Origin of the sequence: Burkholderia latens (assembly GCF_001718795.1) — a bacterium.
Lineage (GTDB): Bacteria > Pseudomonadota > Gammaproteobacteria > Burkholderiales > Burkholderiaceae > Burkholderia > Burkholderia latens_A.
The window spans coordinates 1,645,736-1,664,388 of sequence record NZ_CP013438.1; the positions used below are offsets into that span (position 1 = coordinate 1,645,736).

The 18,653-nt window shown below is 66.5% G+C and carries 17 protein-coding genes and 1 pseudogene; 10 read left to right on the top strand and 8 right to left on the bottom strand.

Annotated features, from left to right (window positions below):
* Positions 1-40 precede the first annotated feature (40 nt).
* The gene (locus WK25_RS26600) at positions 41-874 is read right to left on the bottom strand and encodes a helix-turn-helix transcriptional regulator (protein ID WP_069243194.1); all 834 of its coding nucleotides are present in this window, start codon (positions 872-874) and stop codon (positions 41-43) included.
* Positions 875-1,152: 278 nt separating this feature from the next.
* On the opposite strand from WK25_RS26600, the gene WK25_RS26605 reads away from it, so the two are divergent.
* Complete coding sequence (locus tag WK25_RS26605) at positions 1,153-2,058, top strand: helix-turn-helix transcriptional regulator (protein WP_040141238.1); 906 nt, start codon at positions 1,153-1,155, stop codon at positions 2,056-2,058.
* A gap of 126 nt (positions 2,059-2,184) precedes the next feature.
* Here WK25_RS26605 and WK25_RS26610 read toward each other — a convergent pair whose 3' ends face one another.
* Together WK25_RS26610 and WK25_RS31875 are read right to left on the bottom strand one after the other, a co-directional pair.
* Positions 2,185-3,831, bottom strand: coding sequence for an NRAMP family divalent metal transporter (locus WK25_RS26610; RefSeq protein ID WP_040140463.1), 1,647 nt, complete (start codon positions 3,829-3,831; stop codon positions 2,185-2,187).
* A gap of 105 nt (positions 3,832-3,936) precedes the next feature.
* Positions 3,937-4,077 carry a hypothetical protein gene (locus WK25_RS31875; RefSeq protein ID WP_167432679.1) on the bottom strand — a complete coding sequence of 47 codons (141 nt, stop codon included), beginning with the start codon at positions 4,075-4,077 and terminating at the stop codon, positions 3,937-3,939.
* A 1,066-nt stretch (positions 4,078-5,143) separates the two neighbouring features.
* Here WK25_RS31875 and WK25_RS26615 point away from each other — a divergent pair.
* Together WK25_RS26615 and WK25_RS26620 are read left to right on the top strand one after the other, a co-directional pair.
* A complete protein-coding gene (locus WK25_RS26615) occupies positions 5,144-5,410 on the top strand; it encodes a hypothetical protein (protein WP_040140465.1) in 267 nt (88 codons plus the stop codon).
* Positions 5,411-5,484: 74 nt separating this feature from the next.
* Positions 5,485-6,960 (top strand): carbohydrate porin, encoded by a 1,476-nt coding sequence (locus WK25_RS26620; RefSeq protein ID WP_059544368.1) that lies wholly within the window; start codon positions 5,485-5,487, stop codon positions 6,958-6,960.
* A gap of 135 nt (positions 6,961-7,095) precedes the next feature.
* Here the strand turns inward: WK25_RS26620 and treA are convergent, their stop codons facing one another.
* Positions 7,096-8,823, bottom strand: a complete 1,728-nt coding sequence (gene treA, locus WK25_RS26625; protein ID WP_069243195.1) for an alpha,alpha-trehalase TreA — start codon at positions 8,821-8,823, stop codon at positions 7,096-7,098.
* A 297-nt stretch (positions 8,824-9,120) separates the two neighbouring features.
* On the opposite strand from treA, the gene WK25_RS26630 reads away from it, so the two are divergent.
* Both WK25_RS26630 and WK25_RS26635 read left to right on the top strand, forming a co-directional pair.
* Positions 9,121-10,509: an MFS transporter gene (locus WK25_RS26630; protein ID WP_052110986.1), complete on the top strand. Its 1,389-nt coding sequence runs from the start codon at positions 9,121-9,123 to the stop codon at positions 10,507-10,509.
* 347 nt (positions 10,510-10,856) lie between these two features.
* Entirely contained in the window at positions 10,857-12,068 is a 1,212-nt protein-coding gene (locus tag WK25_RS26635) for a winged helix-turn-helix domain-containing protein (RefSeq protein WP_069243196.1), read from the top strand.
* A gap of 107 nt (positions 12,069-12,175) precedes the next feature.
* Here the strand turns inward: WK25_RS26635 and WK25_RS32220 are convergent, their stop codons facing one another.
* Both WK25_RS32220 and WK25_RS32225 read right to left on the bottom strand, forming a co-directional pair.
* Positions 12,176-12,394 carry a DUF1653 domain-containing protein gene (locus WK25_RS32220; protein WP_006751720.1) on the bottom strand — a complete coding sequence of 73 codons (219 nt, stop codon included), beginning with the start codon at positions 12,392-12,394 and terminating at the stop codon, positions 12,176-12,178.
* A 66-nt stretch (positions 12,395-12,460) separates the two neighbouring features.
* Positions 12,461-12,904, bottom strand: a complete 444-nt coding sequence (locus WK25_RS32225) for a GNAT family N-acetyltransferase (protein WP_040140477.1) — start codon at positions 12,902-12,904, stop codon at positions 12,461-12,463.
* A 155-nt stretch (positions 12,905-13,059) separates the two neighbouring features.
* Between WK25_RS32225 and WK25_RS26650 the strand changes: the two genes are divergently transcribed.
* From WK25_RS26650 to WK25_RS26660, 4 genes and pseudogenes are all read left to right on the top strand, one after another.
* Positions 13,060-13,320, top strand: coding sequence for a type II toxin-antitoxin system Phd/YefM family antitoxin (locus tag WK25_RS26650; RefSeq protein WP_069243557.1), 261 nt, complete (start codon positions 13,060-13,062; stop codon positions 13,318-13,320).
* Positions 13,317-13,581: pseudogene (locus WK25_RS31880) on the top strand (Txe/YoeB family addiction module toxin). The gene WK25_RS26650 and the pseudogene WK25_RS31880 overlap by 4 nt, the downstream one beginning before the upstream one ends.
* A gap of 28 nt (positions 13,582-13,609) precedes the next feature.
* The gene (locus WK25_RS26655; protein ID WP_040141242.1) at positions 13,610-14,233 is read left to right on the top strand and encodes an HAD hydrolase-like protein; all 624 of its coding nucleotides are present in this window, start codon (positions 13,610-13,612) and stop codon (positions 14,231-14,233) included.
* 395 nt (positions 14,234-14,628) lie between these two features.
* Complete coding sequence (locus tag WK25_RS26660; protein WP_040140480.1) at positions 14,629-15,201, top strand: DUF4142 domain-containing protein; 573 nt, start codon at positions 14,629-14,631, stop codon at positions 15,199-15,201.
* Between the two features lie 97 nt (positions 15,202-15,298).
* Here WK25_RS26660 and WK25_RS26665 read toward each other — a convergent pair whose 3' ends face one another.
* Entirely contained in the window at positions 15,299-15,898 is a 600-nt protein-coding gene (locus WK25_RS26665; protein ID WP_069243558.1) for a GNAT family N-acetyltransferase, read from the bottom strand.
* A 57-nt stretch (positions 15,899-15,955) separates the two neighbouring features.
* The gene (locus tag WK25_RS26670; RefSeq protein WP_040140482.1) at positions 15,956-16,870 is read right to left on the bottom strand and encodes a LysR family transcriptional regulator; all 915 of its coding nucleotides are present in this window, start codon (positions 16,868-16,870) and stop codon (positions 15,956-15,958) included.
* A 113-nt stretch (positions 16,871-16,983) separates the two neighbouring features.
* Between WK25_RS26670 and lysA the strand changes: the two genes are divergently transcribed.
* Positions 16,984-18,222: a diaminopimelate decarboxylase gene (gene lysA, locus WK25_RS26675; RefSeq protein ID WP_040140484.1), complete on the top strand. Its 1,239-nt coding sequence runs from the start codon at positions 16,984-16,986 to the stop codon at positions 18,220-18,222.
* Positions 18,223-18,653 lie beyond the last annotated feature (431 nt).

Here is an 18,653-nt window from a genome sequence, read left to right on the forward strand (position 1 = left end):
CGCTTCCATCGCGCGGCGGCCGCCGCGCGGGGGGCCGGAATCAGGACTCCAGACGACGTGCGGCCAGATACGCGAGCTGCGCACGGTTGCGGACGTTGAAGAGTTTTTCGAGTGAACGGATATGGTGCCCGACCTTGTGCAGCGACGTGCGCAGCGCGCTCGCGATCTCCTGGTCGGACAGCCCGTGCACGAGCCGCTCGAGCACCTGCTGCTGCTCGTCGCCGAGCACGAAGCCGCGCATGCGCGCGATGCGAGCCTCGAGAAACGGCAGCGCAACGCGATGCACGGCGACGCTCACCGACAGCGCCCCGCCGATCACCCGATCGTCGATCCAGTCGGTGCCGTGCGCTTCCGACGTCACATTCACCGCGACGCGCAAGTCGAGCCGCGGCGCCGACAGGCTGAAAATCACGCCGCTGTTCATTGCGTGCGCACGCAAATGCCCAGCCAGCGCGAGCACCTTGCGGTCGCCGCTGCCGTGCGCGACGCCCTCGATTTCGTCCAGTCGCCACGCGACCGGAAAGCCGCTTTGCCGCACCTGCGCAAAGCGCGGGTCGCTTTCGTACAGCATTCCCTCGATATACGGCTGCATGAAAGTCGCAGGCGCGAGGTCGCGCAGCACATGCGCACACAGAATGCGCCGGCCGATCATCTCGTAGGCGCCGTAACCGAGCGTGCTGAAACCGATTTGCCGCAATCGCGCGTGGCATTGTGCGAAATCGACGGAAGCGAGGTCGGATTTACCGGGCGCGAATTGAATGCCGGTAAAAATATCGCGATCGGTCGCGTGTATTTCTTTCGGGTACGCAGCAGTGGCCGCGATATCCGCGTGCGAGAACCATTCGACGCGTGGTGCGTCGTCAGCATATGTCATGAGCAGCCCACCCTTTCCCAATATGTGAACTTGCCCCGTCACGACCTGGTCTTTTCTTTATTGATTTTTGCGTTGTTCTATTTGATCGCGAGCATGAACCTTTCGCCGCGATTAGTATTACGGCATATTACGCGCACACAGGCATTTTTGTACAATGCCCCCGCGTTTCGTCAGGATGACGATCGGCGCATATGATAAGGATGCTCGATCGCACCGTTGCGGGCGCCGTGCACGACACGGCCGCCGTTGCGCTGCGCGTCGATTCCGAGGGATGGCTCATGTCCGATATTGCATTGCATGAAGAAGCGGTCGCCCCAACCGCGTTGTCCCGCCCGTCGCAGCGGACGGCCGGCAGCCCCGACGCGACGAGCGCGCGCCCGGTCCAGGTCGTCTGGTGCGACGACGTCAAGCGCGGCGACATCGCGCAGCCGCACGCGCCGAAGCTCGGCGTCGCCGACACGCTTTCGCATGCGCAGAGCACCGCCGAGCGCAACCGGATCGTCGCGAGCCTGCTGCATCTGACGGGCTTCTCGACGTTCGCGTACTTCGCGCTTGAATTCTCTCGCGAGCGCGTCGAAAGTTTGTACCTGCACGAGGCATTCACGCCGGCCACCTACCGCGGCGACTACGTGCGCCACAGCCATCACGACATCGATCCGCGCACGCTCGGCGCGCGCGTGTGCAACATGCCGATCGTGTGGGACCTGCAGCAACTGCGCCGCGAACACCGCGAGCGCGACGATGCCTACGTGACGCCGGCCGCGCTCGACGGATTCCTGCAGACGATGCAGGACGACGGCATGTGCAGCGGAATCATGTATTCGATGGCGGTGCCCGGCACGCGGCTGCATGCGTTCATGAGCTTCACCGCACCGCGTCGCACGCGCGAATGGATCACGCCGGCGACGATCGAGCAGGCGCTGTCGATCGGGCTGTCGGTACACAAGTTCGCGTCGCCGCAGTTGATCGCGACCTCGCGCGAGCGCGCGATCAACGGGCTTACGCCGTTCGAGCAGGAGCTGCTGCTCGGGATCGCGGAAGGCGCATCCGACAAGGAGATCGGGCGGCGCCTCGACACCAGCGCGCACAACGTCGACTATCACCTGCGCAAGCTGCGCAAGCGCTTCGGCGTCGCCAACCGGATTCAGCTCACGTACCTGACGTCGAAGCTCGAGCTGATCTGACGACGGCGCCGCAACCGCGTTGCGCGCCATCGAACGCGTAAACGCACATGCCGGCCGCGCGGGCCGGCATGTGCGTGTTGCGGCGCGGCGCCGGGTCCGGCGCCGCTTCATCGCGGACGATCGCCGTTACTTCAGCAGCGTCATCTGCACGACCTTGACGATCACGAGACCGACCGCGATTACCAGATAGCCGCGCAGCACGGCCATCCACACACGCGTCGCGGCCGTCATCTTCTGCGGCTCGAGCGACTCGAGCGGCGGCATGCGCCACGTGTCGCGCAGCGAGCGGTCGACGCCGGGCTCGACGACGCGCTTGTTGCGGCGGATCAGCACCGTCGCGAGATAGCCGGCGATCGCGAGCACCGTGCCGCCGACCAGCACGTCGACGATCGCTTCGCCGCTGATGTCCGGATACATGACGGACGCGGTCAGGATGATCGACAGCAGCACCAGCACCCACACCACCGCGCCGGTAAACACGTTGAGCTTCGTCGAATTGACCCAGGGCCCAAGCACGTGACGGTCGTTGCACAGCACGAGCAGGAACACCGTCGCGCTCGGCAGCAGCACGCCGGCGAGCGTCTGCACCGCTTCGGTCAGCAGGCCCAGCGGGCTGCCCGGAATCAGCACGAGCGCAGCCGCAGCCGCAACGATTCCGAAGTAGACGAGATAGAAACCCTTCGCGTCCGACACGCCGCGATGCAGCGAATGACGGATCTTGAACACGTCGCCGATCGCGTACGCAGTGGACAGCGACACCGCCGCCGCGCCGATGATGCACGCGTCGAGCAGCGCGACCGCGAACAGCGTCGCGCTCGTGCGGCCCGCATACTTCTCGAGGCCCGCGATCACGCCGCCGGCGTCGGTGAAGCGGCCGGCTTCCGGATGACCGCCGAACAGCGCGGCGCTGAAACCGATCATCGCGACCGCGCCGATCAGGACGAACACGATGCCGATCCACAGGTCGACCTTCTCGTACTTCATGAAGCGCGGCGTGATGCGCTTGTCGATCACGTAGCTTTGCTGGAAGAACAGCTGCCACGGCGCAACCGTGGTACCGACGATGCCGATCACGAGCAGCATCACGTCGGACAGCTTCGCGTGCGCAGGCCAGTTCGGCACGAAGAAGTCGCGCGACATCTGCGACACCGGCGGATGGATCGACACGAGCACCGGCACGAGCAGCAGGCTCAGCACGCACAGCACGATCGCAAACCGCTCGAAGCGCCTGAAATCGCCGGTACTCACCGCCGCCATCGTCAGCGCGGCCGCGACGCACACGCCCGCGACCTTCGGGAGCCCGAAGAAAGCCAGTACGAACGTGATGCCGATGAATTCGGTGACGATCGTCAACGCGTTGAGCAGGAACAGGTCGATCACGCTGAACGCGCCCCAGAACTTGCCGAAGCGTTCGAAAATCAGCCGCGCATGGCCGACGCCCGTCACCGCACCGAGGCGCAGCACCATTTCCTGGTTCACGTACAACACCGGCACGAGCAGCAGCAGCGTCCACAGCAGCGTCGTGCCGTAGTTCTGGCCGGCCTGCGTATACGTGCCGAACGCGCCGGCATCGTTGTCGCCGACCATCACGATGAGGCCGGGGCCGACGATCGCGAGCAGCGTGCGCAGGCGCGCCCGCCACGTGCCGCGCGCGGCGGTGTCATGGTGCGCGATCGTGCCGAGCGCGCCGCGGATGTCGCCCAGGTGGGCTTCGTCGAGCACGGCGCTGCGTTCGACGGCGATCGGTGGAGAGACGTTGGATGGGGTGGACATGATGAATTCCGTACGGCTGGTTCTTTTATCCGGCGAGCGTGTGGCCTTGGCATGCGCGTGCGGCCAGGCCGCGCGCGCATGCCGAGACGCGCTCGGCGTGTCGGGTCAGGAGAGCAACGGTTTCAGAAAGCGCGTGAACAAACGGGAGAACACCCGCGGACGGGCGTCGAGCATCAGCATCGCGTCGTAGTGCTGACGCGATTCCGTGACGTGCGGAAGGTTCGACAGCAGAAGGCCGAAGTTCATGGTCTGGCTCCGTGCGGCGACGGCAGGCGTGCCGGCCGCGTGGTGGGCGCGGGGCCAGTCCGGGGCCTGAACGACGTGTCAGGCTAGTCGGCCGGAATGTCCCTGCGACCCGGGTTCAAAAGGGTCTGTTGGTGTAGCGGGCATAAGGGACAACTGTCACTGTCGTTCATGGCGGCTCCTGTGCGGTGTTCCGGAGAACACGGTTGGCCGCCGCCCGACGCACGGGCCGCCGTTCGGGCGCACGCGGGACGCATGCGCGAACGCGGCCGCGCATCGAGCGGCGGCGGAACCGGCTCGCGCATGCGCGAACGCATCACGCTAACCGGCGCGAATCAGGGTGCACGTAGGAATTTGCTGCGGAATACTGCTGCGCGCACCGTTTGCCTGGGCGACAAACGGCGGCTTCGATGAGGCGCGGACGTCGGTCGCTCAGGCGGAAATTTCGTTCGAAGATCGACTACTGCAGGCGTCCAAGGCGGCGGCCCCAAGAGTGAAGATGCCGGATTCTATGGACCGGCCGAAACGGAAGTCAACCCTTTGAACGGCCGTGCGCGGAATATTTTTGCCGCATCCGCACGCTGAAAGATTCGCGCCCGAATTGGCGCTTTGCAACCTTTCAATGCACCGCATCGCGCGCAGCGCCGATGCGTTTCAGCAACAGTGCCGGCGGGCCGCCGGCCGGCGCCGAACGCCGCGTCCGCGCGCTACGGCGCCGTCGTCACGCCGCGGCGCTGTGCGCGCCGTACGACACATTTTTGCTTGCGCCGCAGCAAAACTCGCGACTACAATCCGCCCCAATTCATCAAGGGGGTCCCTCCGTGGACACATGCTCGAGTTGCAGTTCGATGCCGGTTCAGACCGGCCAAGCCATCGCGAGATAGCAGCAGACGCATGTCATTCGCCGCTAGCTCGCATTCGTCGGGTTAGCGCGCTTCATCCCGGGCCGGCCACCGCTGGTCCGTCAGTCGCACGCTCCGTTACGTTCCAACCGCTGATCGCAGGCCGCATCACGCGTCCGCGCTCGCATACGTCGTCCGGTATTCGCCGGACGGAACGGAGGTACGCGATGTTCGTTTCGACTTTCGCACTCAGACTCAAGCGGCTTGCGCTCGTGGCGCGCGCCCGCTCGCGCGTCTGCGCGCTTTCGCCGCTCGCCCAGGCCTTCACCCGGCGCGGCGCCACGCTCGCCCACCCGCGGTTGCTGCCGCGCCCGCTCGACTGCGTGCTGATCGCAGCGATGGCGGCCGCCGTCGCGCTCGTCGCGCTACTCTGCGCGGCCGCGTCGCGTGTCGGCTTCGCGCACGTGTGGCGCATCGGCGGCTGGCTGCCGTAGACGCCGCCTCCCCGGCGGTCACCCCGCCCTGCCATTTCTTCAGAGACACTCATCGATCGAAATCCGGAGCCCGCATGAAGCATCGTTTTGAATCCGCCCCGCGCACAGCGTGCGTCGATGCGCTCGCCGCGCTGTTGCTGTCGCTCGCGGCCACGCCCGCATTCGCGCAATCTTCGTCGCAGGCCGCTGAAGCCGCGACAGCCTCTCCCGCCGCCGCACAACCGGCCGCCGATGCCGCCGCGCCCGCTCCCACCGGCTTCTGGGAACGCTCGAACCTGCTCGGCAGCATGGGCGGCCTGCGCGACGTGCTCGGCGACCACGGCGTCACGCTGAACCTGCAGGAAACCAGCGAATACCTGTACAACGCCGCGGGCGGCACGGCGCGCGGCGGCGCATACCAGGGCGTCACGCAATTCGGCTTCGACGTCGATACGGAGAAGGCGGTCGGGCTGCCGGGCGGCACGTTCAACGTATCGGCGCTGCAGATCCACGGCACCAACCTCACGCAACGCTATTTGCAGACGTTGCAGACCGCGACCGGCATCGAGGCGAATTCGACCACCCGGTTGTGGGAGCTTTGGTATCAGCAGGCGTTCCTCGGCGGCAAGGCCGATGTCAGAATCGGTCAGCAGAGTGCCGACCAGGAATTCATGGTGAGCCAGTACGCGGCGACGTTCATGAACGCGACGTTCGGCTGGCCCGTGTTGCCGGCGGCCGATCTGCCGGCCGGCGGCGCCGCTTATCCGCTGTCGTCGCTCGGCGTGCGGCTGCGCGTGAAACCGGCCGACGCATGGACCGCGATGGTCGGCGTGTACGACGGCAACCCGGCCGGCCGCAGCGACGGCGATGCGCAGGCACTGAACGCGCACGGCACCAACTTCAACCTGCGCAGCGGCGCATTCGTGATCGGCGAGCTCCAGTATGCGCTGAACGCGTCGCCCGCCGATCCGAAGGCGCCGCAACCGTCCGGCCTGCCGGGCACGTACAAGCTCGGCTTCTGGTATCAGTCGCAGCATGCAAACGATCCGCGCTTCGGTACCGATGGGCTGTCGCTGGCGAATCCCGCGAGCAACGGCATTGCCGCCACGCATCGCGGCAACTACGGCTTCTACGCAGTCGCCGATCAGATGGTGTGGCGGCCGTCGGCCGACAGTCCGCGTTCGGTCGGCGTGTTCGCGCGCGTGATGGGCGCGCCCGGCGATCGCAACGTCGTCGACTTCGCGGCGAATGCGGGCGTCACGTTGAAGGCGCCGTTCGCCGGACGCGACAACGACGCGGCCGGCATCGCGGTCGGCTACGCGAAGATCGGCTCGCATGCGCGCGGATTCGACGGCGACACCGGCACCTTTGCCACCCCCGGTTATCCGGTGCGCCGCGCCGAAACGGTGATCGAGGCGACTTACCAGTATCAAGTCACGCCGTGGTGGCAACTGCAGGCCGATCTGCAGCACTTCTTCCGGCCGGGCGGCGGGATTCCGAACCCGAACGCGGCCGGTGCGCGCATCGGCGACGAAACGGTGGTCGGCGTGCGTACCACGATCACGTTCTGACGCACCGCTGATCCAATGCGGGCCGGACTGCCGCTGCGGCGGCGATCCGGCCCGCTGCGTTCACGCGCGCGTGTTGCGTGCGTTGCGCGAGACGTCTTGCGCGCGTGCGTCAACGCGGCCCATCAAGGACTTCCGTCACTCGCCATACAGCCCCAGCAGCTTCAACGTGACGCCGTTCGTCCAGCCGAAGCCGTCCTGCAGCGGATACTCGCCGCCCCCGCCGCCGCCCGCGCCGGCACCTTCGACCACGTACTTCTCGACAAGCTTGCCTTCGGTCGCATACACGTGCTTCACGTCGGCCAGGAAGCGCGTGCCGATGTCCTTCGCGAGCGCCGGTTCGCCGTAGCGGCGCAACCCTTCGATCGCGATCCACTGCAACGGCGCCCAGCCGTTCGGCGCATCCCACTGCTGGCCCGTGTTCACGGTCGTCGTCGCGAGACCGCCAGGCTGCAACAGCGTCTTGCGCACCTCACGCGCAGTCGCCTTCGCGCGCTCCGGCCATGCGACGCCCGCGAACAGCGGATACAGCGCGGCCGCCGTCACTGCGTCGCGCGGCTTGCGCAGCTGCCAGTCGTAGTCGCCGTAATAGCCGCGACGATTCCACAGGTAATGATTGATTGCCGCCGCACGGCGCGCCGCGCGCCCGGAGAAGTCCGTCACGCACGCGATGTCGCGCGTGACCGCGCACCCCTTCACGATCGTCGTCTCGAGATGGAACATCAGGCTGTTCAGGTCGACCGGCACGATCGACGTCGTGCGGATCGTCGCGAGTGTCTTGCCGTCGCCGAACCAGCGCGAGCTGTAATCCCAGCCGCTTTCTGCGCCCGCGCGCAGGTCGCGGTACACGTCGTTCGCCGGACGGCTCGGCACGGCCTTCGCGGTCGTCACGTCCTCGAGATAAGACTCGTCGCGCGGCGTGGCGCTCGCATCCCAGTAGCGGTTCAGCACCGCGCCGTCCGGCATCGCGACCACGTGGCGCGTGGCCTGCCCGCGCGGCGTCGTGGCCTCGCCCTGCATCCAGTACGCATACTCCTTGCGCAGTGCCGGCAGGTATTTCTGGTAGACCTTGTCGCCTTCGGCCTGCGCGGCGAGCGTGACCATGTACGCGAAGAACGGCGGCTGCGAGCGGCTCGCGTAGTACGTGCGATTGCCGTTCGGGATATGGCCGACCGAGTCGATCAGATGCGCGAAGTTGTCGAGCATGTCGTCGACGAGATCCTCGCGTCCCGACACCTGCAGGCCGAGCATCGTGAAGTAGGTGTCCCAGTAGTAACCTTCGCGGAAACGTCCACCCGGCACCACGTACGGCTTCGGCATCGGGATCAGCGAAGTGTACGGAGGCACCGTGGTGGTCGTGCGCGTCAGTTGCGGCCACAACCAGTCGATGTGCTCGCGCAGCGTCTGGTTCGGCGGCGGCGTGACCCCGCCCTGCGGCGGCGGCGTGAAGTGCTGGTCGACGAACGCCTTCAGCGAGAAGCCCGGTTGCGACTTTTGTTGCTGATACAACTGCACGATCGTCGCCGGATCGGTATCGGGCGTCGCGTCGACGAAGGTTTTCTGGTCGGGGTACAGCTGCGCGGTCTGCACGGCAACGAACAGGTCGCCGTACAGCTGGCTCGGCGGCGGCAGCAGCGTGCCGGCGCTCTGGTTCGTCGACGCGGCCGAAGCGGGCACGGCGGCCTGGGCGCCCGCCTGCGCGGGTGCGCGGTTCGCGCTGTCGGCCTGCGCGGCGCAGCCGGCGACGGCCAGATACGCGACCGCGATGACGGCGGCCCAGCGCATGCGCGGGGCGGGCGGCGACGAATACGGTGCGGAATGCAGCGTGGAATGCGATGCGGTCGATGCGGCACGACGTGACGTCATGGCGTGTCCCCTCCTTTCGATGGTGAATGGATCGGCAGGGGTCTCGTTCGCGCGTGCGCTCGTCTCGATGGCCGTCGATCGATGCGCGTCGTTGTATGGCACAGACGTGTTTCGAATGTCGCACGAAACGCGCATCGCACGCAAGTTGCCGTCCCGCGATGCGGCGCCGCCGCAGTCGTCTCTTGTTACAACCGCGGTAGCAGGAACGACTGTTGCAACATGCGGAACAAGCGTTGTGTCGCGTGACGCGACGACCACATTGTGGGCATAATGGCGTCTTTACCGCGCGCCCTGCCCATGTCGCCCGTCTTTCTAGCACCGCTCATCGTTGCCTGTGCGTTGTTCATGGAAAGCGTCGACGCGAACATCATCGTCACCGCATTACCCGCGATGGCGAGAGACTTCGGGCACAACCCCGTCACCCTGAACATCGCGATTACGGCCTACGTGGTCGGTCTCGGCGTATTCATCCCGATCTGCGGATGGCTCGCCGACCGCTTCAGCGCGCGCGCCGTGTTCCGCACCGCGATCGGCATCTTCGTCGCCGGCTCGCTGATGTGCGCGGCGTCCAACTCCCTCGGCCTGCTCACGTTCGCGCGCTTCGTGCAAGGCGTCGGCGGCGCGATGATGGTGCCGGTCGGCCGGATCATCATCTTCCGCGCGGTGCCGCGCTCCGATCTCGTGCGCGCGATGAACTACCTCGCGATTCCCGCGCTGTTCGGGCCCACGGTCGGCCCGCTCGTCGGCGGCTTCATCACGACCTACCTGCACTGGCGGATGATCTTCTTCATCAACGTGCCGATCGGCATCTACGGGATCTACCTTGCGAGCAAGCACATCGCGAACACGCACGAGCCCGATCCCGGCCCGCTCGACTGGTTCGGCTTCCTGCTGTCGGCGAGCGGCGCCGCGCTGTTGCTGATGGGCCTCACGCTGATCGACGGCTCGCTGACGTCGCGCGCCAACGCGCTGACGATGTGCGGGGTCGGCCTCGCGATGCTCGCGCTCTACGTGCCTTACGCGCGCCGCAAGGAACGGCCGGTGCTTGACCTCAGCTTCCTGAAGATTCCGACCTACCACGCGAGCGTGGTCGGCGGGTCGCTGTTTCGCATCGGTCTCGGCGCGGTGCCGTTCCTGCTGCCGCTGGCGCTGCAGGAAGGGCTCGGGATGAGCGCATTCCACTCCGGGCTGATTACCTGCGCGTCCGCGCTCGGCGGTGCGGTGAGCCGCTCGACGGCCACTCACACGTTGCGCCGCTTCGGCTTTCGCACGGTGCTGATCTACAACGCCGCGTTCGCGGGGCTCGCGATCGCCGCGTATGGCGTGTTCCACCCGGGCATGCCGACGTGGGCGATCTGGACGATCGTGCTGGTCGGGGGCATCTTCCCCGCGCTGCAGTTCACGAGCCTGAATTCGATGATCTACGCGGACATCTCGCAAGCCGATGCGGGCCGAGCGACGAGCCTCGGCAGCGTCGTGCAGCAGATGTCGCTCGGGCTCGGCGTGACGGTCGCCGGCCTCGTGCTGCACGTGTCGCACTGGGCGCAGGGGCATCAGACGATGGTCTGGTCGGATTTCTGGCCGGCGTTCGTCGTGGTCGGGCTGTGCTCGTTCGCATCGATCCCGATTACGCGGCGGCTGCCTCCCGGCGCCGGCGACGAAGTCGCGCGCGGCAAGCGGCAATAGACAAACGCGCCTGCGCAAGCGGCACGCGACGAAGAAATTGCACGCTCCAAAAAAATCAGCGGACATCCACACGGGGCCGGTGCACAGCCGTATGGATATCCGCTCAGGGCTCCGGGTCTCTCGTTGGGGGTTGAGAATCCCGGATCTGCTTCCTGCGTGCCATTGACATATGTGCGTCGGAAGCCGAATCGTTGCGTGCACATTTCGTCGCGCCATGTGTGCACTATAGGGAAACTCGCGCCGCGCATCTGTCAAGCATTGTCAGACGCAGCGCGGGCATGCGCCGCACACGCGTGCCGCTTTCGCGCTAAAGTGGTGCCCGACCGTCACCCTCAGCCGCCGTTCCGATGCTCACGCTCTCGCCCGCTTCCGCCCGCGCGCTGCATCTCGCCGCGCAGGGCCTGCTGACCCCGCCTCGCCGCAAGGCCACCAAGGCCGACGTGCTCGACACGATCCGCCGAATGGCGCAGTTGCAGATCGATACCATTCACGTCGTCGCGCGCAGCCCGTATCTCGTGTTGTTCAGCCGGCTCGGCAACTTTGCGCCGCAGTGGCTCGACGAACATCTCGCCGAAGCACGCCTGTTCGAATACTGGTCGCACGAGGCGTGTTTCCTGCCGATCGAGCAATTCGGGCTGATGCGCTACAAGATGCTCGATCCGTCCGGCATGGGCTGGAAATACGCGGCCGACTGGCACGCGCAGAACCGAGCGGAAATCGAACGGCTGCTGGCCCGGATCCGCGACGAAGGCCCCGTGCGCTCGGCTGACTTCATCCGCGAGGACGGCGCGAAGGGCAACGGGTGGTGGGACCGCAAGCCCGAGAAGAAGCATCTGGAAGTACTGTTTACGCTCGGCGAGCTGATGGTGGCGGAGCGCCGCAATTTCCAGCGCATCTACGACGTGCGCGAGCGCGTGCTGCCGGACTGGGACGATGCGCGCGACCTGCCGCCGCGCGACGCGGTGCTGCCCGCACTGCTCGATTACACGTGCCGCGCGCTCGGTGTCGTGCGCGCGGACTGGGTCGCCGATTACTACCGGCTGCCGCGCCGTTCGTACCGTGCGGAACTCGAGCAGCTGGCCGACGCCGGCGAGCTGATCCCGGTCCAGATCGCCGACTGGAAGGAACCGGCCTACGTGCATCGGTCGCTCGACCCGCTGCTGCCGGCCGCCGCGGCCGATACGCTGCGCTCCACGGTCACGACACTGCTGTCGCCGTTCGATCCCGTGGTGTGGGACCGCCGGCGCGCGTCGACGCTGTTCGGGTTCGACTACACGATCGAATGCTATACGCCTGCGCACAAGCGACGTTACGGCTATTTCTGCCTGCCGGTGCTGCATCGGGGGCGGCTGATCGCGCGCGTCGACGCGAAAGCGCATCGCGCGCTCGGCACGTTCGAATTGAAGGCGGTGCATGTAGAGCCCGGCGTGCGATTCGGCACCGGGCTCGCGGCGGACGTCGCGAAGGCAGTGAAGCGGCTCGCCGCGTGGCACGGGACGCCGGAAGTGACGGTCGTGCACGGGCCGGCCGAGTTGACGAGCGCGCTGGCGCGCGCGTAAGCGCGGAGCGATCCGCTCGGCCCGGCCCGCAAGACCGCAGCCGGCGCGGCGTGTGCGCGGCAGCGGGCGCGGCGACCACCGGCCGCGGCCTGCTGCCATTTAGCCGTTTAGTCGCGCAGCTTGCGGAAACGCGGCGTGCCGTCCGGCAGGTTTTCGTTGAACATCGCTTCCGGCCGCACCCACAGGCCGCGCGCATGCGGCCACAGATGCTCGTACACGACTACCGATTCCTCGGTTTCGGAATGACGTGCGACACCGATGTAGCGATACAGCCCGCCCTTGTAGTGACGATGCGTGGCGAGCTGTTCGGCTTCCTGTTCGGTCATGATGGGCTTCCCTTCGGCAAAAAACGAAAGCGCGTATTGTATGCGTTCGCACGCAGACGCCGCGCGTCAGCGTTTCGCGTAAATGTCCGAGCGGCGAATCTCCATCAGCAGCTCGGGCTTCGCCGGCGGCGCAAACCCGACCGGCCGGTACAGGCCGTGTGCGTCCGACGTCGACAGCATGATGCAGCGCAGGCCCTGCAGCAGCGGCTGCGCGAATATGTGGTCGATCAGCGCGCGGCCGTAGCCGTTGCCGCGCTCGGCCGGCAATACGAATACGTCGCACAGGTAGGCGAACGTCGCGTGGTCGGTCACGAGCCGCGCGAACCCGACGAGGCGGTCGCCGACATACGCGCCGAAGCACAGCGATCCTTCGATCGCACGCTCGACCACGTCACGCGGGATACCGCGCGACCAGTACGCGTCGCGGTGCAGAAAATCGAAGATGGTGTCGATGTCGAGCTCGCGCTTGTCGGTAGAAAATCTCAGCGCGGCGGATGGGGTTGCGGGCACGTCGGTTCTCCGGGAGGGCGCGGGGCGAAGCGGAAACGATAGCGCTGTGCGAGGCGGGCGACAAGCGATACGCGCGTCGGCACGTACAACAGCCGGTACAACCCTTCGGCCCGCCCGCTATACTTGCACAGGCACAAGTACGAGTGGGGCACATCGTGCGCACCATTCATTTTTCGGATGCCCGCAGCAATTTGAAAACCGTCATCGAGCAGGTCGTCGACGATCCAGACATGACGCTTCTCACGCGTCGCGATGCGCGCAATGCGGTCATCCTGTCGCAGGAACACCATGACAGTCTGATGGAGACCATTCACCCGCTGCACTCGCCGGCCAACGTCGCTCGCGTGGAACGCTCGATCGCGCAATTGCGCAAGGGCAAGACCAGGGAACACACACTCGCGGGTGACAAAGAATGAGCGTCCGTCGCGTGCTTTTTACGTCCGCTGCGCGGGACGGCTACGTTTGCCGGCGGGGCAAGACCGCAAGACGCTCAAGCGCATCGACCAGCTGATTCGCGAAGCGCAACGGACACCGTTCGAACGTACCGGCAAGCCTGAACCGCTGACGGCCGATCTGTCCGCGTTCTGGTCGCGCCGCATCGACGACACCAACCGCCTGTCTATGAAGCGGACGACCTCCGGCTCAGCATCGTGTCTTGCCGTTGCCTTTACGATTAGCGCCAACCGCATCCAGTCGCACCACCCCATGCCCTATCGACTCATCGCCTTCGACTTCGACGGCACCCTCGCCGATTCGCTCGACTGCTTTCTCTCGGCGCTGACGGAAGCGTCGCGTCTGCACGGTTTTCGCGACGCGACGCCCGAGCTGCGCCCGATGCTGCGCGGCATGTCCGCGCGCGAAATCATCCGCGCACTCGAGGTCCCGATGTGGAAAGTGCCGCGCGTGACGCTCGACATACGCCGCTTGATGCGGCCGCGCATCGCGCAGGTAAGGCTGTTCCCCGGCGTCGACGCGACCTTCGATGCACTTGCCGCGCGCGGCATCCGTATCGCGATCGCCACGTCGAACCACGAGGACGTCGTGCGCGACCGCCTCGGCGCGCAAGCGAGCGGCCGCGTCGATACGTTCGCGTGCGGCATTCCGCTGTTCGGCAAGGCGCGCCGGCTGCGCGCGCTCGTGCGCGAGGCCGGCATGCAGCCCGCCGACGTGCTGTACGTCGGCGATGAAATCCGCGATGCCGAAGCGGCGCGCCGCGCGCGCATCGCGTTCCAGGGCGTCGCATGGGGCTACACGGCGCCCGATGCGTTGCAGGCACATTGCGCGACCCCGCTGCTGCCGCAGCTCGACGCACTGCTCGATCGCGTATGAAAGCGGCGCACGCATCGCGCGTCAGATGCGACGCGCGGTCATTGGACGAAGTGCGCGCGCCCCGGCCGATGATGAAATGCCGATGAAATTCGCACACGTCACATTCATCGCGCGCACGTCACGCGCGCAAAAATTGCCGCCGCGAGATGCACGACAGGTACGCCCTACCTGCTTGCGCGTGCACACCCCGATTCGTCTTACCAACCGTTACACAAACCACAGCGCGGTTGCACCTGCTACGTCGGCGCGCTCCTAGAATCAGTCGGGCCGGCATACACCGAACGCCGCCTCGGCAGAGCGGCGATCGAATCCGGTCCGGGCATGCCCGGTCTCTCGCACAGCCGCGGATCACGCGATCCGCCCGTTAATCAGAGCCCCGATCGAAAGGAGGTCCCATGAACCGCTTTCCCCGCTTTTCGCGCGTCGCAGTATCTGCCGCCGGCCTGCTTCTCGTCGCCGTGACGGCGCACGCACAAACCGCACAACCGGCCGCATCCGCGCCGGCTGCCGCCACGCAAACGCGCATCCACGAAGCCGACCAGGCCTTCATCACGGATGGCACGAAAACCGTGTCGACCCAGCACGACGCCGCGCGCATCGCAGATTCGCGCACGTCGGACAGCCAGGTGAAGGCGTTCGCGCAACGCGTCTCGACCGACGATGAAAAGATCATCCAGGCGATGCGCGCAGCGAGCCCGCGCGGCATCGACGTGCCGGCCAACGATCCCGACAAGGCCGTGCTGGACGGCATCAGGAACCTGCGCGGCGCGGAATTCGACAAGGCATACATCGAGCAGGTCGCGCTGGCCGGCCAGCAGAAGACGATCTCGGCATTCCAGGCCGAAATCGCGTCCGGCCGCGACACGAAGCTGAAGGAAGTCGCACGCCAGGCGCTGCCGATCCTGCAAGCGCACTACGCGGACGCGCAGAAGCTCGCGCAGCGTCATCACCTCGCATCGGCGCAGTAACGCGCCGCCCCGCCGCGCGTCGCGATTCGCGCGCGGCGGCATACCCGCCTCCCCGCTTCGCCGTGTCGTCGCATCGCCTGCGGCCACGCGGCAGGCGTCACGTCGCCAGCTTCGCGCGCAACCGGTCGCGGATTTCCGGCCACTCGTCGTCGATGATGCTGAAGCGCACCGAGTTGCGCTTGCGCCCGTCGGGCATGATCCGCTCGTGACGCACGATTCCTTCCTCCTTTGCACCGAGCCGAAGGATCGCGGCGCGTGACTTCTCGTTCAGCTCGTCGGTCGTAAACTGCACGCGCACGCACTTCAGCGTGTCGAACGCGTACGTGAGCAGCAGCCATTTCGCCTCGGTGTTCGCGCGCGTGCGCTGAACCGATTCGCTCAGCCGCGTATGACCGATCTCGAGCTTGCGATTCTTGCGGTCGATCTTCCAGAAACGCGTGCTGCCGATCGCGCGCCCCGACGCACGGTCGACGATCACGAACGGCATCACGGTGCCCGCCGCGCGGCCCTGCAGCGCGGAGTCGATATACGCGTCGATCGTCCGCTCGTCCGGCACGACCGTGACCTTCAGATTCCACAACTCGCCGTCCGCCGCAGCATCGAGCAGCGCCTGCCGGTCGGAGGCTGCAAGCGGCCGCAGTGCGATGCGCTCGCCGGCGAGTGTCGGTTGTTCGGGCAACGACGAAGTGTCGGTCATCACGGGTTCCATCGGACAGAGAGTGCACGCAGCAAAATGTCCATCATACGGCCGGCGTCAGTGCGGCAACGCGGCAAGCCTGCGGCGGATCGCGTCCGCCTCGCCACGCAACGCATCGGTGAATGCATCGACCAGCAGGTTTTTCGGCCGATGCTCGGGGACGATCACGCTGACGCGATACGGAAACGAGCGCGTGAGCGGCCGCACGTGCAGGTCGCGCCCGACGAAATCGAGCGCGGTCAGCGGATTGACGATCGCGGCGCCGAGCCCCTGCCGCACGAACGCGCACACCGACACGGCCGACGGCGTCTCGATCACCGAACGCGGCGCGACGCCGAGCTGCGCGAACGCCTCGTCGATCAGGATCCGGTACGGGTCGTTCAGCGACAGGCTTACGAACGGGCGATCGGCGAGATCGGCAAGATCGATCGCATGCTTGCCGACGAGCGGATGCCCGTCGGGCAGCACGCATACTTCGTCGACTTCCAGCAGTGGCGCAAGCACGGTGCCGGCCGGCGCGACGTCGTGCTCGGTCAGCCCGACGTCGTAGCGCTGCGCGGTCAGCCACTCTTCCAGCACCGGCGACTCCTGCGTCGCCACCGACACGCTGACGCCCGCATGCGCGTCGTGAAAGCGCCGGCATGCGCCGGGCAGGATCGCATGCGAAAACGCCGGCAGCGCGATCACCGACAGCTGTCCGTCGCGAAACTCGCGCAGCCGCGCGGCGGTGGCCGCGACACGCTCGAGCCCCACATACGCAAGCCGCACGTCGTCGAACAGCGTGAGCGCGGCCATCGTCGGCCGCAGCCGTCCGTGCGAGCGCTCGAACAGCGCGAAGCCGACGACCTGCTCCATCCGCGCGAGCTCGCGGCTGATCGTCGGCTGCGACGTATAGAGCATCTCGGCCGCGCGCGTCGTGCTGCCGGTCACCATCAGCGCGCGGAAGACCTCGATGTGCCGGTGTGTCAGCATGGCCGCCTCGTCTATATCAAAAATGAATCGAATAGCGATAAACAGGCATTTTACTGTATAGACAATCAGGCGCATGATTCCCGCTATCCGTTCATTCGACCGACTCATCCGCCATGTCCCTCGATTCCCGCCAGCTCGCCGCGCTCGCGCAGCAATACGGCACCCCGCTGTGGGTGTACGACGCCGACGTCATTCGCGACCGCATTGCCCAACTGCGCCAGTTCGACGTGATCCGCTATGCGCAGAAGGCGAATTCGAATCTGCACATCCTGAAGCTGATGCGTGAGGAAGGCGCGTGCGTCGACGCCGTGTCGCTCGGCGAGATCGAGCGCAGCCTCGCGGCCGGGTTCAGCCCCGCAGGCGAGCCGGAAGGCGTCGTGTTCACCGCCGACCTGATCGATCGCCCAACGCTGGCGGCCGTGCTGAAGCACGGCGTGACCGTGAATGCAGGCTCGCTCGACATGCTCGCGCGCGTCGGCGAGCATGCGCCCGGCCACCGCGTATGGCTGCGCGTGAATCCCGGCTTCGGCCACGGCCACAGCAACAAGACCAACACCGGCGGCCCGCAGAGCAAGCACGGCATCTGGATCGACGACGTGCCGCGCGCGATCGAGATCGTGCGCCAGCACGGGCTGAAGCTGGTCGGCATCCACATGCATATCGGCTCGGGTGTCGACTACGGCCACCTGTCGCAGGTGTGCGATGCGATGGTCAGCCTCGTCACGTCGCTCGGCCACGACATCGAAGCGATCTCCGCTGGCGGCGGCCTGTCGATTCCGTATCGCGACGGCGAACCGCGCGTCGACGTCGGCCATTACTTCAGCCAGTGGGATGCCGCGCGCAAGCGAATCGAGCGGCATCTCGGGCACGCGGTGCGCATCGAGATCGAACCGGGCCGCTTCCTCGTCGCCGAAGCCGGCACGCTCGTTACCGAAGTGCAGGCCGTGAACCATCGGCCGAAGCACGACTTCGTGCTGATCGACGCTGGCTTCAACGACCTGATGCGACCGTCGATGTATGGCAGCTACCATGCAGTGTCCGTGCACACGCACGATGGCGCGCTGCCTGCCGGCCGGCCGCTCGTGGACATCGCGATCGCAGGGCCGCTGTGCGAATCCGGCGACGTGTTCACGCAGGATGCCGGTGGGGTGGTCACGCACCGCAAGCTCGCGCAGCCACAGATCGGCGATCTGCTGTTCCTGCACGATGCGGGCGCGTACGGTGCATCGATGTCCTCGAACTACAACAGCCGGCCGCTCGCGCCGGAGGTGCTCGTCGATCGCGGCACGCCGCGCCTGATCCGCCGCCGGCAGACGATCGGCGAGCTGCTCGCGCTCGAGACGTTCGAGTAACGCGCACCCGCGCTTGCGCGTAGCGTTCGACGAGTCGAACGCCGACGGCCACGCTTGCCTCGACCGGCATGCGTGGCCGTTTCGTTTTTCGGCGGTTGTCCTCCGGGCAACCGCTCGACCTCGCCGTAGCACCCGATGCTGCGCACCCCGTGCAACCACAGCAGATCGCTTGCATCGCGCTCGACGCGCGGAGAAAAACTTTCCACGCCACGTGGAAAGTCCGCGTGTTTTTGGAAGCACTTTCCTTTTTGACAAAACTAAGATTGCCCTCAGTCGTTGAGCATTTGCACACCGGATATGCATCGACGATGCAGCCGGTCTATTTGACTCGCAAGCCGCACGGGCACTCATGAACACGATGCTTGAACTCTTCGCCGCGCACCGTTACGCCACCGCGCGCGAACGCATGCCGTAACGCATCGCGGCACACG

Excerpts from the sequence above, each read along its gene's own strand:
- WK25_RS26600 (WP_069243194.1), bottom strand. The coding sequence starts at position 874 with ATGACATATGCTGACGACGCACCACGCGTCGAATGGTTCTCGCACGCG.
- WK25_RS26605 (WP_040141238.1), top strand. The coding sequence starts at position 1,153 with ATGTCCGATATTGCATTGCATGAAGAAGCGGTCGCCCCAACCGCGTTG.
- WK25_RS26610 (WP_040140463.1), bottom strand. The coding sequence starts at position 3,831 with ATGTCCACCCCATCCAACGTCTCTCCACCGATCGCCGTCGAACGCAGC.
- WK25_RS31875 (WP_167432679.1), bottom strand. The coding sequence starts at position 4,077 with ATGAACTTCGGCCTTCTGCTGTCGAACCTTCCGCACGTCACGGAATCG.
- WK25_RS26615 (WP_040140465.1), top strand. The coding sequence starts at position 5,144 with ATGTTCGTTTCGACTTTCGCACTCAGACTCAAGCGGCTTGCGCTCGTG.
- WK25_RS26620 (WP_059544368.1), top strand. The coding sequence starts at position 5,485 with ATGAAGCATCGTTTTGAATCCGCCCCGCGCACAGCGTGCGTCGATGCG.
- treA (WP_069243195.1), bottom strand. The coding sequence starts at position 8,823 with ATGACGTCACGTCGTGCCGCATCGACCGCATCGCATTCCACGCTGCAT.
- WK25_RS26630 (WP_052110986.1), top strand. The coding sequence starts at position 9,121 with ATGTCGCCCGTCTTTCTAGCACCGCTCATCGTTGCCTGTGCGTTGTTC.
- WK25_RS26635 (WP_069243196.1), top strand. The coding sequence starts at position 10,857 with ATGCTCACGCTCTCGCCCGCTTCCGCCCGCGCGCTGCATCTCGCCGCG.
- WK25_RS32220 (WP_006751720.1), bottom strand. The coding sequence starts at position 12,394 with ATGACCGAACAGGAAGCCGAACAGCTCGCCACGCATCGTCACTACAAG.
- WK25_RS26655 (WP_040141242.1), top strand. The coding sequence starts at position 13,610 with ATGCCCTATCGACTCATCGCCTTCGACTTCGACGGCACCCTCGCCGAT.
- WK25_RS26660 (WP_040140480.1), top strand. The coding sequence starts at position 14,629 with ATGAACCGCTTTCCCCGCTTTTCGCGCGTCGCAGTATCTGCCGCCGGC.
- WK25_RS26665 (WP_069243558.1), bottom strand. The coding sequence starts at position 15,898 with ATGACCGACACTTCGTCGTTGCCCGAACAACCGACACTCGCCGGCGAG.
- WK25_RS26670 (WP_040140482.1), bottom strand. The coding sequence starts at position 16,870 with ATGCTGACACACCGGCACATCGAGGTCTTCCGCGCGCTGATGGTGACC.
- lysA (WP_040140484.1), top strand. The coding sequence starts at position 16,984 with ATGTCCCTCGATTCCCGCCAGCTCGCCGCGCTCGCGCAGCAATACGGC.